General features: G+C 68.0%; 14 protein-coding genes, 1 tRNA gene and 1 pseudogene. 9 read left to right on the forward strand and 7 right to left on the reverse strand.

Annotation, left to right across the window (positions count from 1 at the left end; genetic code table 11):
- Together JTJ31_RS00005 and JTJ31_RS00010 are read left to right on the forward strand one after the other, a co-directional pair.
- Window positions 1–222, forward strand: a 222-nt coding sequence (locus JTJ31_RS00005; protein ID WP_207536551.1) for a hypothetical protein, incomplete at its 5' end; no start/stop codon positions are given.
- A 96-nt stretch (window positions 223–318) separates the two neighbouring features.
- Window positions 319–1,272: pseudogene (locus tag JTJ31_RS00010) on the forward strand (IS5 family transposase).
- Window positions 1,273–1,614: 342 nt separating this feature from the next.
- Here JTJ31_RS00010 and JTJ31_RS00015 read toward each other — a convergent pair.
- The 6 genes from JTJ31_RS00015 to JTJ31_RS00040 all read right to left on the reverse strand — a co-directional run bounded on the left by JTJ31_RS00015 (window position 1,615) and on the right by JTJ31_RS00040 (window position 8,695).
- Complete coding sequence (locus JTJ31_RS00015; protein WP_207536552.1) at window positions 1,615–2,118, reverse strand: lipocalin-like domain-containing protein; 504 nt, start codon at window positions 2,116–2,118, stop codon at window positions 1,615–1,617.
- 895 nt (window positions 2,119–3,013) lie between these two features.
- On the reverse strand, window positions 3,014–4,183 hold the full coding sequence (locus JTJ31_RS00020; RefSeq protein ID WP_207536553.1) for a zinc-dependent alcohol dehydrogenase: 1,170 nt from the start codon (window positions 4,181–4,183) through the stop codon (window positions 3,014–3,016).
- An 11-nt stretch (window positions 4,184–4,194) separates the two neighbouring features.
- Complete coding sequence (locus JTJ31_RS00025; protein ID WP_207536554.1) at window positions 4,195–4,899, reverse strand: SRPBCC family protein; 705 nt, start codon at window positions 4,897–4,899, stop codon at window positions 4,195–4,197.
- Window positions 4,900–5,147: 248 nt separating this feature from the next.
- Window positions 5,148–5,348: a response regulator transcription factor gene (locus JTJ31_RS00030; protein ID WP_207537264.1), complete on the reverse strand. Its 201-nt coding sequence runs from the start codon at window positions 5,346–5,348 to the stop codon at window positions 5,148–5,150.
- Between the two features lie 213 nt (window positions 5,349–5,561).
- Entirely contained in the window at window positions 5,562–7,508 is a 1,947-nt protein-coding gene (locus JTJ31_RS00035; protein ID WP_207536555.1) for an elongation factor G, read from the reverse strand.
- Window positions 7,509–8,621: 1,113 nt separating this feature from the next.
- A tRNA-Gln gene (locus JTJ31_RS00040) sits at window positions 8,622–8,695 on the reverse strand.
- Window positions 8,696–8,826: 131 nt separating this feature from the next.
- Here JTJ31_RS00040 and JTJ31_RS00045 point away from each other — a divergent pair.
- From JTJ31_RS00045 to guaB, 3 genes are read left to right on the forward strand one after another with little or no spacing between them, the layout of a single operon-like run.
- Window positions 8,827–9,831 carry a Ppx/GppA phosphatase family protein gene (locus tag JTJ31_RS00045; RefSeq protein ID WP_207536556.1) on the forward strand — a complete coding sequence of 335 codons (1,005 nt, stop codon included), beginning with the start codon at window positions 8,827–8,829 and terminating at the stop codon, window positions 9,829–9,831.
- 43 nt (window positions 9,832–9,874) lie between these two features.
- The gene (locus JTJ31_RS00050; protein WP_207536557.1) at window positions 9,875–10,567 is read left to right on the forward strand and encodes an RlmE family RNA methyltransferase; all 693 of its coding nucleotides are present in this window, start codon (window positions 9,875–9,877) and stop codon (window positions 10,565–10,567) included.
- Window positions 10,568–10,615: 48 nt separating this feature from the next.
- Window positions 10,616–12,100 carry an IMP dehydrogenase gene (gene guaB, locus JTJ31_RS00055; protein WP_207536558.1) on the forward strand — a complete coding sequence of 495 codons (1,485 nt, stop codon included), beginning with the start codon at window positions 10,616–10,618 and terminating at the stop codon, window positions 12,098–12,100.
- Window positions 12,101–12,106: 6 nt separating this feature from the next.
- Here guaB and JTJ31_RS00060 read toward each other — a convergent pair whose 3' ends face one another.
- Window positions 12,107–12,919: a class I SAM-dependent methyltransferase gene (locus tag JTJ31_RS00060; protein WP_207536559.1), complete on the reverse strand. Its 813-nt coding sequence runs from the start codon at window positions 12,917–12,919 to the stop codon at window positions 12,107–12,109.
- A 119-nt stretch (window positions 12,920–13,038) separates the two neighbouring features.
- On the opposite strand from JTJ31_RS00060, the gene JTJ31_RS00065 reads away from it, so the two are divergent.
- The 4 genes from JTJ31_RS00065 (at window position 13,039) to JTJ31_RS00080 (ending at window position 15,702) form a co-directional block, all read left to right on the forward strand.
- On the forward strand, window positions 13,039–13,491 hold the full coding sequence (locus tag JTJ31_RS00065) for a hypothetical protein (protein ID WP_207536560.1): 453 nt from the start codon (window positions 13,039–13,041) through the stop codon (window positions 13,489–13,491).
- Window positions 13,492–13,503: 12 nt separating this feature from the next.
- Entirely contained in the window at window positions 13,504–13,743 is a 240-nt protein-coding gene (locus JTJ31_RS00070; protein ID WP_207536561.1) for a hypothetical protein, read from the forward strand.
- Window positions 13,744–13,840: 97 nt separating this feature from the next.
- Window positions 13,841–15,139, forward strand: coding sequence for an RsmB/NOP family class I SAM-dependent RNA methyltransferase (locus JTJ31_RS00075; RefSeq protein WP_207536562.1), 1,299 nt, complete (start codon window positions 13,841–13,843; stop codon window positions 15,137–15,139).
- On the forward strand, window positions 15,136–15,702 hold the full coding sequence (locus JTJ31_RS00080) for a GNAT family N-acetyltransferase (protein WP_207536563.1): 567 nt from the start codon (window positions 15,136–15,138) through the stop codon (window positions 15,700–15,702). The genes JTJ31_RS00075 and JTJ31_RS00080 overlap by 4 nt, the downstream gene beginning before the upstream one ends.
- The last annotated feature ends 10 nt before the right edge of the window (window positions 15,703–15,712 follow it).

The raw sequence follows: 15,712 nt of genomic DNA on the forward strand, positions 1-15,712 counted from the left end.
GGCCGGCATCGCCGCGGTACGCCGCCGCCGCGAGCAGGGCTGACCGGGCGGGGAGGAAGTCCCGCCCTCTTCAAACCCGCCGTCTTCTTTCGGGAAGGCGGCGGACGCCTCAGCGCCGTGCCAGCGCAACCATCAGGCCGGCTCAACTGCGAGGTGGCATTCCGCTACTGGTTTACAGCATCACGGCACAGCATCATCAAGTTCGTCATGACCGGTACCTGAAGGTGGACCCCCCTATTCGCTCCCGTATTCTGAAAGGGGCGCGGGGGTCTCAACAACAAGAAGGCGTTGTTGGGTAAACCTTGCAGGTCGTCGGTCATGAGGAACGGTGCGGCCGGGGGTGAGCGGCCGAGGAGGCGCTATCGGGTCTGGAATTGGCGCGAGTATGACCGTGGCCTGATCGCACGCGGTGACCTGATGGTCTGGTTGTCACCGGATCTGACCTGGCAGGCGCCGGAGGGCACGGGGAAGCGGGGCCGGGCGCGGGAGTTCAGCGATGCAGGCATCCAGTGCGTGCTGACCCTGAACATGCTGTTCTAGTTGTCGCTGCGAGCGGTGCAGGGCTTGTGGGAAGTCTACTTCGGCTCACGGGGTTGGACTGGCCGGTGCCGCACTACAGAACCCTCTCACATCGGCAGTCCGGCCTGACCGTGGCCATTCCTTGTCGGTCGCGACGCGAGCCGCTGCTCCTCGTCGTGGATAGCACTGGGGTGAAGGTGCTGGGCGAAGGGGAGTGGAAGGTGCGACGGCACGGCGCTGACCGGCGTTGGGTCTGGCGCAAAGTGCACTTGGCGGTTGATGCCGAGAGCCATGACATCCGCGCCCTCGAGATGACCGACCACCGGCACGGCGATGGAGAGATCTTCCCGGACCTGCTGGCGCAAGTGCCGGCAGGGGAGGAGATCGCCTCCATCTGCGGCGACGGTGCCTATGACAACCGATCCGCCTACGAGGCCGCGGCGGCCCGCAACGCGGCTCTCCTCGTGCCACCCCGGCGCAACGGGACCATGGTAGATGCGGACCACAGGAGCAGAAGAGCGCAACGAGACACTGCGCGCTGTCCGGCTCCTGGAGCGACGCATCTGGAAGCGTTGGAGCGGCTACCACCGCGGAAGCTTGGCCGAGACGGCCATCATCTGGCGCCTGAAGCGCCTGGGCGAGCGGCTCGCGGCCCATGATCCGGCCCGCCAGGTCGCTGAGGTTCAGGTTCGCTGCGTCATCCTCAGCACCTACAACCGGCTCGGCATGCCCGACACCATCGCCATTGGCTGAGGTCAGCGCCGAAGGAACACCCGCGCGACCTCAGCCGAAATTACGCAACAAAGCCCTCCTCGGTGCTCTGCCTTTGAGCGCCTAAGCCGCTGTCTCGATCTCTTGCACCGCGTATAGGTGCAATAAATCCGCCTCCGAGATCGCAACAGCTTTTGCGTCTCGGCAGCAGCCCGCAGCCCGGGTCCCTTGTCGTACCTCGTTGCCCTTGGCCGCGTGGCCGTGACGTCAGCTGCTGAGTGCGTTTATGGGTCCGGGTGTCGAAGGCAACCCGGCCTACTGAGGCTGTGCGCTTCGGCTACGCCTCAGGGCACCTCGCCCCCGACGCGGTGCCTCCTGTGCCGATTACTGGGCTCGCCGCCAGACCGCCTGAGACACCTGGCCAGACGAGCTTGCCGGATTGGCAATGGTCAACATGTCACCGGAGAGCGTGAAGGGCCGCCTCTGCTCGGCCCCGGCCGTGTTCGGAAAGGTACTCGCCTCGATGCGAAGGATCAGCGTCCTGTTCGCCTCATCCACCGTGTAGGTGCCAAATTGGGCCAAGCTGCCCTGGACGATCGCCGTGTTCTCCTCCGGGGTTCCCCTGGTGCGGACGTTGGACGCGAAGACCGGCAGCTCGCGACGCATGGCCACCCACACATAGCGGCCGTCAGCACCCAGGATCAGTATCCCCCGGGGATTGGGACCGAACAGGTCCACTTGGTTGCTGCCTTGCCCGGTGGTGATCGAGACGGCTGTCCACGTTCCCACGAGGTCCCTGGCCGTCTGCGCCACTGCCTCGTCTCCGGGCAGAGCAAGCCCCAGGATCACCGCTGACACAGCCAAAGCAGGCATGATGCGGCGTTGCATGGCACTCCTCCTACTGAGCGTGCCCGGATGCCGCCGGGCTTGGGACACCCTGAGCAGGCGAGCTTACAGTGCCGGCCTGCCTTGGCTGCGTCCAGCAGCCAAGCGACCTCGGCGGGCGAGAGGAAGTCCTGCACGCGCCCGTGCTGAAAAGATGCACGTTCCCCAGTGGCCAAAACACACGGCTTCGCGGTCACTGGACCAACCGGTAGCACCTCAGGCCGCGGCACACCCGCCATGGACGGAGAAACGACCGAGCCTTTCGGCTTTCTAGCGATCGGCCGCAAGAAGGTGGCCGCCGCCTTCGATGGTGGGCGGCTAACCTCGGACGCAACCTCCAACGCCGTATGCCCGACCCCAACATCGCCGCCGTACGCGGAGGCCAACGCATGACCAGCGATCAAATTAGCGCGACGACGCACCCGCCATCGCCGCCCGCCCCGCCCGGCGACGCATCCAGCCCGCCTTCATCCTGGCCTGGTCCGCTTGGCGAAGAGCACACCAAGCCCAGGCACGAGACGCGCGCCTGAAACAGAAAGCGCAAGTGTAATGCAAGTCCTTCTTGGCGTTTCGCAAAGCGTTCCATTCCTCGGTCGGGTAGGGCTTGCCCTGGCCATTCTCCATGATTTCGGCGGCGGAGACGGGCGCCTCCTCGCTCAAGCGCAGGAAACTTACGAAGATGCACCCGTCCGCCGCGACCGTCAGCCCCTGTGACCTGGTGCTCGAAGCTCGCCACGAGCTACAGCCGCGCTGCGCCGCCCGGCGCCGGAGCGGCCTGCTGCAGCGCGAGGGATGCGCCGCTGGAGAGGAGCGCCAAACTGAGGGCGGTGGATGCAGCGGCCGCGAAGTTGGTCATGGTCACCCATTGGCACGGCAGGCTTGCGACGGGTGGCGGCCCCTACGGCGCGAACACCGCGCGCACGCAGCCATCCGTCTTGTGCTTGAACATGTCGTAGCCGCGCGGTCCGTCCTCGAGCGAGAAGCGGTGGGTGGCGAGGTAGGCTGGGTTGAGTTCGCCCTTCTGGGCATGCGCGAGCAGCCCGTCCATGTAGGCCTGCCCGTGCTGCTGGGCGGTGCGCACCGTCATGCCCTTGTTCATGATGACGCCCATCGGGAACTTGTCGATCAGCCCGTAGACGCCGAGCACCGACAGCGTGCCGCCCTTGCGGCAGGCCATGATGGCCTCGCGGAGCGCCTGGGCGCGGTCCGTCTCCAGGTGCAATGCCTGCTTCACGCGGTCGTAGGCGTATTGGGGTCCGGTGCCGTGCGCCTCCATCCCAACGGCGTCGATGCAGGAATCTGGCCCGCGCCCGCCCGTCATCTCCTTCAACGCTTCCAGGACGCTGTGCACTTGCGTGTAGTCGATCGTCTCGGAGCCGGCGTGTTCGCGCGCCATGCGTAGCCGCTCGGGGAAGCGGTCGATCGCGATCACCCGCTCGGCGCCCATCAGCCGCGCGCTCTGCTGCGCCATCAGGCCTACGCCGCCGCAGCCCCAGACCGCGACCGTGTCGCCCGGCTGGATGCCGCAGAAATCGGCGCCCATGTAGCCCGTCGGTGCGGCATCGGAAAGGAACAGCGCGGTCTCGTCCGCGACGCCATCGGGCACCTTGAAGCAGTCCACGTCGGCATGAGGCACGCGGATATACTCAGCGTGGGATCCCGCATAACCCCCAAAGGCATGCGTATAACCGTAGATGCCGGCTGTCGGATAGCCGAGCAGCGGCTCCTGGAGTTCCGGCTTCGGGTGGGTGCAGTCGCAGAGGGAGAAGAGTTTCTGCTGGCAGTACCAGCATTGACCACAGGCAATGAACGAGGGGACGACGACGCGGTCGCCTTTCTTCACCTGTTGCACCTCCGGCCCAACCTCGACGACCTCGCCCATGAATTCGTGGCCGATCACGTCGCCGGCCTTCATGGTCGGGATGTAGCCGTCGATGAAATGCAGGTCCGAGCCGCAGGTGGTCGACAACCTGACCTTCAAGATGGCGTCGTGAGGGTTGACGATCTCGGGGTCCTTGACGGTTCCGACGCGCAGGTCGTTGACGCCATTCCAGTAGAGCGCGCGCATGACCAAGCTCCTCAGCGGGAATCGCGCCGGGCCGCCGGCTGACGATCGGTGGTGGGAATCTCGCCTGTCAGGACAAGGCTCTTGAAGTAGCGCAGCGCTTTCGACGCTAGTTCTTTCGGCACGACGCCATTGAAGAAGCGGGCGGCCACGTCGCCGAGCATCCCTCCGGGCGGATCGAAGCGGACGCGCAACGTGGCGATCGTGCCGCGGCCACCCGTCGCCGCGCGGAAGCGGACCTCGCACTCGGTCACAAGGGCGCCGCCGCCCGAGCTTGCACGGATCAGCTCGCCGGGCCGCTCTTCGGTGATCTGCATGACCCAGGCATGGCTTTGGCCGAGCGGGCCGTCGACGCGCCACTCGCTCCGTCCGTCTCCGGACGGGCGAATATCAGCCAAGAATGCCATGATACGCGGGAGGGTCGCCGGATCTCGCCAAGCCCGATAGAGTTCGTCGGCGGGGCGCTCGATGGTGATGGAATATTCGACCTCGGGCTCCTCGCTCCAGCCGTTTGCAGCTTCGGTCTCTCTCGCGCGACCTCGATTCGGCTGACCGAGCAGCTGGGTGCCGAGGATGGCAAGAGCTGCCACTCCAGCTGCACCGGCCAGCGCCCATCCGGCTCCGCCGAAGCCGGGCCCAGCGTGCTCACGCGAGCCAGATGGAGCGCGATAATGCTCCATTCGCTCGCGCGTTCTGCCGTTGCCCAATCGATCAGCCATGGGTCACCCTCTTGGTCAGATTGCTGCGACGTGCGGACTCGCGTGATAGTCAGGCGGCGAGTTGGGATGCGGAGCGACCGGCTCCGAACAGCCCGACCATTTCTTGAAAAACGGCGGCTGGAGCGCCTGGGTTTGATAAGGAGTGTCCCTAAGGATGTCCCGCTGTTTGCGCGAGCCGGAAGCTTCGCTGCACCGCTGACGTAATCCGCTCGACCTCTCACGCCTCGTGGGTCGATCAGGCGGGCACGTCAATCTGACGGCTTCAATCCGGCGGTAGCCATCGCCACAAGCGCGGACAGCGTCTTGGCGCCGAGCCGCTCCATCAGGCGCGCACGATGAACCTCGACCGTGCGCGGACTGATGCCCATCCTCTTGGCACTAAACTTGTTGGTGCCGCCGCCAACCAAGCCATCAAGCACTTCGCGCTCACGGGTGGAGAGTTGAGCAATCCGGGCTGACGTAACATGGGTCGAGCGATCGCGCGCTCACACCACCGTGCGGGACCTGGCCGAAGGCGCCTTGCTTCCAGAATGAATGTCCGGCTTGGGGCGCAGCATCAAGGTATTCATCCGGCGAGGGCTGCGGCGTGGTGGCTGGATCTGGCGGTCTAAGGCAAGTTGGCGTCTGAACCTGAGTCAGACCAGGGGGGCGGACCCAGGATGCTAGCGGCTTCGTACCTCCGCCAGATGATCGAAGCGATGCACATAGTTGCCCAAACCCTGTGTCTGCGATCGCAGTTCGATGATGAAATCGGATAGCTCCGGAGCCGGCACCAGCGCCTGGACCTCGTCCCAGCCTTCCCAACCAGCTTTTGCAGCGAAGCCGAGAATCTGCCCTCGCCTGCCAGTCAGTAGCCGTTGGACCGCGGAAGTGAAATCCGCAGGTGCCGTGACGACCACCTGCTCGACGGGTTCCAGAAGAATGGGGCCGGCTTTCGCCAGCCCCTCCTGCATTGCCATACGGGTAGCTGTCGCAAAGGCCATGTCGCTGCTGTCCACGGCGTGGAAGCCGCCATCCAGCAGGATTACCGCTACGTCCACGACTGAATGGCCCAGAGGTCCCTTCCGCGCGGCCTCCTCCGCCGCCTGGGCAATGGCCGGGATGAAGCGCTTCGGGACGGCACCGCCCACGACCTTCTCGTCGAAGTGAAAGCCTGCCCCACGGGGGCGGGGCGCGATCTGCAGCTTCACGTCCGCGAACTGGCCGTGTCCGCCGGTCTGCCGCTTGAGGCGCGCATGTTGGATGACGGCATGGCGGATCGTCTCCCGAAAGGCCACCGGAGGCCGTCCCGTGCGGATCTTGACCCCCGTCGACGCTGTCAGGCGATCGAGCGCGGTGCGGAGATGGATCTCTCCCTGGCCTCCGAGAATGGTCGTGCCGCTCTCTGCGTCCTGGGTAACCGTCAGCGCAGGGTCCTCCTCGGTCAGCCGCTGCAGGCCGGTGGAGAGGCGCACTTCGTCAGTGCGCGCTTCAGATATGATGCTTAATGCGAAGACCGGTGGAGGCGGCTCCGGAAATGCAAGGGGGTCGCCACCCAGGGTATCCCCGGTACGGATGCCATCCAATCGGCCAAGGGCCACGAGATCGCCTGCCTCGGCCTGCCGCACCTTCTCCGTCTCGCCGCCGGGAAAGCGGTAGATGCCGCCGACGCGTTGGCCGCCCAATGCCGCTCCATCCTCCAGCGGACCTCGCCAGAGCCGCACGAATGACAGTCGGCCAGCATGGCCTGCCTGAAGCGTACGAAATACCTGAGCGAGCGGTGCGCCCGCTAACGATATGCCGCGCCGTGCGGCGGTTTCCGTCGCCGAGGGAACGTCATGGCGGAGAGCCTTCCAGAGACGCTGGACGCCATTGCTGTGCTCGGCCGCTCCGAGAAGTACGCTGACCACGGCACCGCTTCCCTCGCCACGATGGAGCGGCCGGTAGATCTCGGCGGGCTCGGGCGCCAGATCCTCCAGCACTTTCTCGAACAGCGCGTCGTCATGGTCGGCCAGCGATTCGAGAAGCTCGGTGCGCGCCTCGCTTTTCCGGACCTGCATGAACTCGGGCATGGCGATGCGCTCGGAAGGCGCGCCCCGATGGTAGCGATAGGCGCGCTCACTCACGAGGTCGACGTAACCGGTCACCGTCTCGCCCTCGCGGATCGGGACCTGCCGGAGGACCAGCTTACGCCGCGTTTGCGCCTGCAGGGCAGCGAGGCTTTCGCGGACTGTTCCAACCAGCGTATCGATCTTGTTGATAAAGATGAGCGCGGGCGTGCCTGTCTCTTCAATGCGACGGAACAGGGGGGCGAGGTTCGCACTGCGCGCCGGAGCCGCCTCGCAGACAACCACGGCTAGATCAACAGCGGAGAGTGCACACTCGACATCGTAGGAAAACTCGGCGGAACCCGGGCAATCGAGGATCGCCCAGCTTGTATCCGACATCTGACGATGGGCGATCCGCAACTCCGTAGTCGCTCGGCGTACCGTGTTGCGGCGAGTGGGAGCAGTGGCTGCAATAGCCAGTAGTGCCTCGAACAAGGCTGATTTTCCGCTTCCTTGTAGACCCACCAGCGCAATGGAGCGAGGGGACGCACGGGTGGGCACGTCCAAGAACTGATCCTGCATCGGACTTTCCTTCCGATTGGGTCTGGTTCTGCTGAGCCGAGTGGACCTTGAGACTGGGCGCCTCTAAAGAACCTCGACCCATGCTGTGAAACTCATTGATTTAGCTAAGGAAGAAAGAGGCAAGCAGAGGTGTCCGCCTCTTATTATAAGAATTACAGGGCATTATCGCTATCAGCAGTTGAACACCCCCAAGATCTCTGGCCTGCACGCCGATGGGCTGAATCTCAGTACGGCTGGCACAGTTACGCCTCGCTGGTGATGCTGGCCTTTGCTATTCGCGCCCTTACCCGCCACCGCGCCAACGCCACAGTTTGGAAAACTCCGCCGCGCCTGAGTCGGAGGAGCGCAGGCCCGTCCGCTGGTCGCTCCAGGAGATCCGCCGCATCGCCGCCCACCTGGCCCATCGGCCCATCCAGCCCACCTTCATCGTGGCCTGGTCCGCTGGGCGAAGAGCACACCAAGCACAGGCACGAGACGCGCGCCTCATACAGAAAGCGTAACTGTTATATTAAATCCCAACCATAAAGTATTAAAACCGTCGGGGATGTGTCCCCAGATCCAAAAGCACCTGCGGGATGTTCACGCCCGCCGTTGCAAGGCTATCGCGACTACCGCGTTGAAGCTCGAACGCTGTACGACCCCGGCTCCCCGGTCTGACGCTGTCGAGAGATGGCTCAAAAGCCGCCGGCAGCGGCACTGAGGGTTACCCTCGGTGATCTCATTCCGCCGAGCAGACGGCTCAGGTCGAAGTCCACCTTCGCGAGGGCGTCACGCTGCAGAGGTAGTTTGTATCCGGAGAGGTAGACCGTGGTATTCACCCCTCTTCGGTGTGGCCATGATGGCGCGGACTAGCGTGTCCTTCACATCGGCGTTGTGCAGCCGGGTGTTCAGCGTGTGGCGGAGGGCATGGAAATCCCATCCAGGCTGGTAGATGCCATGCGCTCGCAAGAAGACACCGCCAACACCAGGTGGTGCCGCGCAACTGGAGGTGTGCAGGCACAGGCGGCGCCAGGGTCGGTCGTCGCGTCCGGGTATCGCATCCACGGCCTTGTGCGCTCCGCCGGAGGGCCGGCATGGCCAGAGGCAAGGTGTTGCGCGCGCTACGGAGGCGGATGGCTGGGGGACCTGGATTCGAACCAAGGCTGCCCGGGTCAGAGCCGGGAGTTCTACCGCTAAACTATCCCCCAGCAGGGACGGGCGGTGCCGACGCGGCAGGCAGATAGCATCGGCCCCGTCACTTGCCAAGACCGTGACGATCCTGCTTGCGCCCGGGGCCCGGGACGGGGATCATGCAGGACTGCCATCTGGGAAGAGTTTGATGCGCGCGCCTACCCTCCTCGATGCCCGGGGCGGGGCCGAGGACGGTTCAGCGGCGCTCTTCGCCGCCCTCGACCTGGGCACCAACAATTGCCGGCTCCTGATCGGCGCACCGACGCGGGGCGGGTTCCGCGTCGTGGACAGCTTCTCGCGCATCGTGCGGCTGGGGGAGGGTCTGGCGCGGACCGGCGCCTTGTCGCAGGCCGCCATGGACCGGACGGTGGAGGCGCTGGCGATGTGCGCCGACCGCCTGACGCGGCGCCGGGTCTATCGCGTCGCCGCCGTCGCGACGGAAGCCTGCCGCCGCGCCGCGAATGGCGTGCCCTTCCTGCGCCGGGTGGAGGAGGAGACGGGGCTGCGGCCGCGGATCATCTCCCCGCGCGAGGAGGCGGAGCTGGCGATGGAATCCTGCGCGCCGCTGCTCGCGCCGGATGACCGTCGCGCCATCCTGTTCGACATCGGCGGCGGCTCGACCGAGATCGCCTGGATCCGGGCGGGGGTGCAGCCGGAGCTGATCGGCTACGCCTCCATCCCCCTGGGCGTCGTGACGCTGGCCGAGCGAGTGGGTGAGGATTGCTTCTCCGCCAATGGCTTCGCCGAGGTGGCGGCGGAGGTGGAGGCGCGGCTGGCCGAGTTCGAGCGGCTCCATTGCATCCGGCACGAGATCGCGCGCGGCGGCGTCCGCCTCATCGGAACCTCGGGCACGGTGACGACGCTGGCCGGCGTCGTGCTGGACCTGCCGCGCTACCGCCGGCAGCTGGTGGACGGGCTGAGCCTGCCGGCGGAACGGGCGGACGAGGCGCTGGCGCGGCTTTTCGCCATGGGGCGGGCCGGGCTTTCCGCCCATCCCTGCGTCGGGCCGGAGCGGGCGGATTTCGTCCTGCCGGGCTGCGCTGTCTATGCGGCGATCCGGCGGCTCTGGCCGGTCCCGGAGCTCACCGTCGCCGATCGCGGGCTGCGGGAGGGGATGCTGATGCGCCTGATCCGCGGCGCGTCGCGGCGCTGAGCGGCCTGCTTCTGCCGGGGCGCGCGGCGCGTTAGGGAAGGGCATGGCCCCGCCCCCGCGCAACCTCCACACCAAGCTCAAGACCGCCAAGGGTCGGTCCACCGCCTCGCAGCGCTGGCTCGCCCGGCAGTTGAACGACCCCTACGTCAAGGCGGCCAAGGCCGCGGGGTGGCGGTCGCGCGCCGCGTTCAAGCTGATCGACCTCGACGCGAAGTTCCACCTGCTGCGGCCGGGGATGCGGGTCGTGGACCTTGGCGCCGCGCCGGGGGGATGGACGCAGGTGGCGCTGAAGACAATCGGCGAGGCGGGGCACGTGGTCGCGCTCGACCTGCTGCCCATGGACCCGGTGCCGGGCGCCGTGACCCTCCAGGGCGACTTCCAGGACGAGGAGGCGGAGCGGGAGGTGATCGAGGCGCTGGGCGGCAAGGCGGACCTCGTCCTGTCGGACATGGCGCCCAACACCACGGGGCACAACGCGACCGACCACCTGCGGATCATGGCGCTGGGGGAACTCGCGCTCGACTTCGCGGAACGGGTGCTGACGCCCGGCGGGGCCTTCGTGGCCAAGCTGTTCCAGGGCGGGGCGGAGCGCGCGATGCTGGATCGGCTGCGCCAGGGCTTCGCCCGGGTGGCCCATGCCAAGCCGCCCTCCAGCCGCAAGGAATCCAGTGAACTTTATGTGGTGGCCACCGGCTTCCGCGGGGGCAATCTGGACGCGGCCGGGCGGGGGGAGTAGGAGGGGCCGCCAAGGCCCGCGACCCCGCCCGAAAGGTCCCATCCCGCCATGGCTCCCGATTCCATCGAACCGCTCCGCATCGCCGAGGCCTATGCCTTCGACGACGTGCTGCTCCTCCCGGCCTATTCCACGGTGCTGCCGACGCAGACCGACACGCGCACCCGCCTGACGCGGGAGATCGGGCTGAACATCCCGCTGATCTCCGCCGCCATGGACACGGTTACGGAAGCGCCGATGGCGATCGCTATGGCGCAGCGCGGCGGCATCGGCGTGATCCACAAGAACCTCACCGCGGAGGAGCAGGCGGACCAGGTCCGCCAGGTGAAGCGCTTCGAGAGCGGGATGGTGGTGAACCCCGTTATGGTCCATCCGGACCAGACGCTGGCCGACGTCATGGCGCTCAAGGCGCGGCACAAGATCAGCGGCTTCCCGGTGGTCGAGCCGAAGACCAACCGGCTGGTCGGCATCATCACCAACCGCGACGTGCGCTTCGCCACCGACCCGAACCAGCGCGTCTATGAGCTGATGACGCGCGAGAACCTGGTGACGGCGCGCGAGGGCGTCAGCGCCGAGGAGGCGCGGTCGCTGCTGCACCGCCGCCGGATCGAGAAGCTGCTGGTGGTGGGCGAGGCCGGGCGCTGCGTCGGCCTCATCACCGTCAAGGACATGGACAAGAGCGAGGCGCATCCCGTCGCGGTGAAGGACGCGATGGGGCGGCTGCGCGTCGCCGCCGCGACCGGCGTGGGCGAGGACGGGCTGAAGCGCGCCGAGGCGCTGGTCGCCGCCGAGGTGGACGTGGTGGTGGTGGACACCGCCCATGGCCACAGCGAAGGCGTGATCCGCGCCATCGAGCGCATCAAGCGGCTGAGCAACACGGTGCAGGTCATCGCCGGCAACGTGGCGACGCCGGAGGCGGTGCTGGCGCTGATCGAGGGCGGGGCCGACGCTGTGAAGATCGGCATCGGACCCGGCTCGATCTGCACGACGCGCATCGTGGCCGGGGTGGGCGTGCCGCAGTTGACCGCGGTGATGGAAGGCGCGGCCGCGGCGCGCGAATCCGGCGTGCCCTGCATCGCCGATGGCGGCATCCGCAACTCGGGCGACATCGCCAAGGCGCTGGCTGCGGGCGCTGACTGCGTAATGATGGGCAGCATGATGGCCGGCACGGACGAGGCGCCGGGCGAGGTGTTCCTCTACCAGGGCCGCTCCTACAAGTCGTATCGCGGCATGGGCTCGCTGGGCGCCATGGCGCGCGGCTCGGCCGATCGCTACTTCCAGGCCGAGGTGCAGGACCAGATGAAGCTGGTGCCCGAAGGCGTGGAGGGCCGCGTCGGCTACAAGGGGCCGGTGGGCGCGGTGATCCACCAGATGGTGGGCGGGCTGCGCGCCGCCATGGGCTACACCGGCAGCGCCACCATCGCCGACCTGCAGAAGAATGCACGCTTCCGCCGCATCACGAATGCGGGGCTGCGCGAGAGCCACGTGCACGACGTGGCGGTGACGCGCGAGGCGCCGAACTACCGCGCCGACTGAGGGGCGTCAGGCGGTGCCGCGCACCGCCCAGGCGCGCGCGACGAGGCGGATGCTGCCGTCGGGCTCCGTCGGCAGCGTGCCACGCAGTCTTTCGCGCAGCGCGGCACGGCGGTCCTCGGGAAGGGCCTGGCAGTAGCTGGGCGCCGGGGCGCCGCCGGCCAGGAAGGGCGTCCAGTAATCGTCGAAGTCGCGGAAGGCGGTGGGGATGGCGATGCCCGTCACCTCGACCGCGCCAATGTCGGCGCCGCGGAACAGCGCGGCCAGCGGGTCGGGGCGGCAGGCGGGGAAGCGCAGCGCCTCGTCCCTTCCGCCCGCGCCCTCGGGGTCCAGCGCGGCGGCCGCGTCCCAGAAATGGCGCATCATCTGCATGCCCTCCGCATAGTCCCAGACATAGACGGCGACCGTGCCGCCCGGGCGGGATGCGCGTCGCAGCTCCGCCACGGCGCGGTGCTGGTCGGGCACGAAGTTCAGCACGAGGCCGCTCACCACCGCGTCGAAGGAGGCTTCCTCGACCGGAAGCGCCTGGGCGTCGCCTGTGCGGAAGCTGGCGCGCGGGTCGGTGACCTGGGCGCGGGCGTGGTCGAGGAACGCCTCGGAGAGATCCACCCCCGTCACGGATTCCGGATCGCATTGCGCAAGGATTGTGGAGGAAAGCGCGCCGGTGCCGCAGCCGACATCCAGCCAGCGCGCGCCGGATGGCACGCCGAGCCAGCGAAGGAACTCGGGCGCGACGCGGCGGCTCCAGCGCCCGACATAGGGTTCGTAGGCTGCGGCGGCGGACCAGAGCGGGGCCGGGGAGGGCGGCGTGCTGGCGGACATGGGCGCGTTCCTTGCGGCAGCGGGGGAAGTAGGGCGTTGCGGGCGGCGGCCTCGCAAGCGGAAGCTTGACTTCACCGTATCGTTCTTGGTTTGTTCGGTCGGTTTTGCGTGGAGGCGGCATGGCGGTGGCAAGGGCGGAGCGGGAGCGGAAACGGGGCGAGAGGGCGCTGCTTTTCGCGGGGGCCGTCGCGACGCTGGGGCGGATGGAGGTGCGGGGCAGGGCGAAGCCGCGCCTGTCCGCGCCGCATCCCTGGCGCCTGCTGACCGAGGCGGAGATCCGCTTCGTGTGGCCGGTGCGGGAGGCGCTTTGCGCGCATGAGGTCGGGCGGCCGGCGCGGCACGACCTGCTTTCGCGCTTCGAGGCCTGCCTGGAAGCCGCCTGCTCGCGCCTGCCCTGGCGGCAGGTCGAGACGCGCTCCGCGCCCGGGATGAAGGGCGACACGCTGCACCGGAATTTCCGCCGCTGGACGGAGCGGCGGCTGTGGATGGCGCTGCTGTTGAAGATCGGGCGGGAAAAGCCGGATCTTCTGGCGCTGGAGTATTTCCTGTGCCGCGCCTTTCGCCGCGCCTAGCGGGGGCAGGGGATGCGGGGCGTGCTGGTGGCGCGGGCGACGGGGCTGATGTCGGCGCTGCGTGCGCCGTTTTCCTGCTTCCCCGATCCGGGTTTGTCCGCGCGCTGCCACGCCGCTTTCATTTCGCCCGGAATCGCGGCGCTGCCGGGAGGGCCGCCGGAGGTGCAGGGGAGTTTCCTGCGTGCCAGCCGTGCCTTGTTCCGCCTGTTCGGTGGCACGCGGCGCATCCGGCGCTGCTGGGAGCCGGCATGAGAGCGGGCGCTTCGCCCTGCGGCGCATCGCTGGCAGGATACGGCATGATCTTTTCCATGATTTTTCCGAAGTCCTTTCTTCGCGCGGAGTACCGCGCATGACGCCCGAAGCCCGCCTCGCCGCCGCCATCGACCTGCTGCACGGCGTGATGGACCAGCCGCGCCGCCCGGCCGATGCCATCGCGGCCGAGTTCTTTCGCGCGCGCCGCTACATCGGCGGCGGCGACCGGCGCGAGGTGAGCGACCTCGCCTGGGGCGTGCTGCGGCAGAGGCTGCGGCTGGAATGGTGGATCAAGCAGTCGGGCGTGCGGGTGACGCCGCGTTTGCTCGTGCTGGCCTTCCTTCTGCTGGTGCGCGGCATGAAGCCGGGCGAGGCGTCTAAGCTCTTCACCGCCGGACGCTACGGCGCCGGGACGCTGGATGTCGGGGAGGAGGAGGTGGCGCGCGCCCTGGCCGGCAAGCCGCTGGTCGGCAAGGAGATGCCCGATGGCGCGCGGCTGAATCTGCCGGAATGGGCGCTGCCCGGGCTGCGCGCCCGCTTCGGCGAGACGCTGGAGGTGGAGGCGGCGGCGCTGGAGGCGCCTGCGCCGCTCGACCTGCGCGCCAATGCGCTGAAGGCGACGCGCGATGCGGCGATGGCGGCGCTGGGGATGGAGGCGGCGCCGACTCCCTATTCGCCCTGGGGCATGCGGCTGCGCGGCCGCGCCTCCGTCGCGGCCACTCCGGCCTACAAGGACGGGCTGGTCGAAGTACAGGATGAGGGCTCGCAACTCATCGCTGCGCTTGTTGGAGCGAAACCCGGGATGCGTGTCGCGGATTATTGCGCGGGTGCTGCCGGGAAGACTTTGGCCATGGCCGCGACGATGGCGAATCAGGGACGCATCACTGCCTGCGATGTCTCCGCCCCGAGGCTGGAGGGCGCAGGGAAGCGCCTGCGCCGCGCCGGGGTCCACAATGCCGAGACGCATCTCCTGAGCCCCGGCGACCGCTGGGCCAAGCGGCGGGCCGGACAGTTCGACCGGGTCCTGGTGGATGCACCCTGCACCGGCACCGGCACCTGGCGCCGCAATCCCGACGCACGCAGCCGCACGAATGGCGAGGATTTGGCGGAGCTGGTCGGGAAGCAACGTGAAATTCTGTCCATCTCAGCGCAACTTGTCCGACCGGGCGGTAGGCTCGTCTACGCGACCTGCTCGCTGCTGCCAGAGGAGGATGAGGGACAGGTGGACGGGTTCCTGCAAGCGCATGCGGATTTCCGAGCCGTCCCGCTTTCCCGGGCCTGGGAGGAGGCGGGGCTGCCGGGCGCGCCGCCTTGCAACGGGCCGCACCTCGCCCTCAGTCCCGCGGCGCATGGGACGGATGGGTTCTTCTGCGCCGTGATGGAGCGCGTTTCATGACGGTCAGCATTCGCCGCGCCCGGCCGGGCGACGCCATGGCGATGGCAAGGGTCCACCTCGCCTCCTGGCGGAACACCTATCCGACGCTGCTTCCGGCGTCCTATCTGGCCAATCTTTCCGTGTCCCGGGAAGCGGCGTCGTATGAGCAGGGGCTCGCCCTGGGGCGGGGTGGCCATGCCGGCTTCCTCGCCATCGCCGACGGGACGGAAACGCCGGGTGGCGGGGTGGTGGGCTTCGTCACCGGGGGCTTCGCCCGTCGGGCCGGGATTGCCGAGGGGGAGGTGGAGACGCTCTACCTGCTCGACGATTTCCATGGCCGCGGCATCGGGCGCCGGCTGATGCGGGCCATGGCCTCGCACCTCGCCTCGCTGGGAGCGCAGAGCGCCTTCGCCTGGGTGCTGGAGGGCAACAATTCCCGCTACTTCTACGAGCGCCTGGGGGCGCGGGCCGTGGCGCGGGAAGTGGTGCGCTTCGCCGGGCAGGACCTGCCGCAGCGCGCCTATGCCTGGGACCCGATCCACCTGCTGCTGACCGCGACCGCGGGCACCCGCGCGCCGCGGTGAGGCCGGCAAG

Origin of the sequence: Sabulicella rubraurantiaca, assembly GCF_017355885.1 — a bacterium.
GTDB classification, from domain to species: domain Bacteria; phylum Pseudomonadota; class Alphaproteobacteria; order Acetobacterales; family Acetobacteraceae; genus Roseococcus; species Roseococcus rubraurantiacus.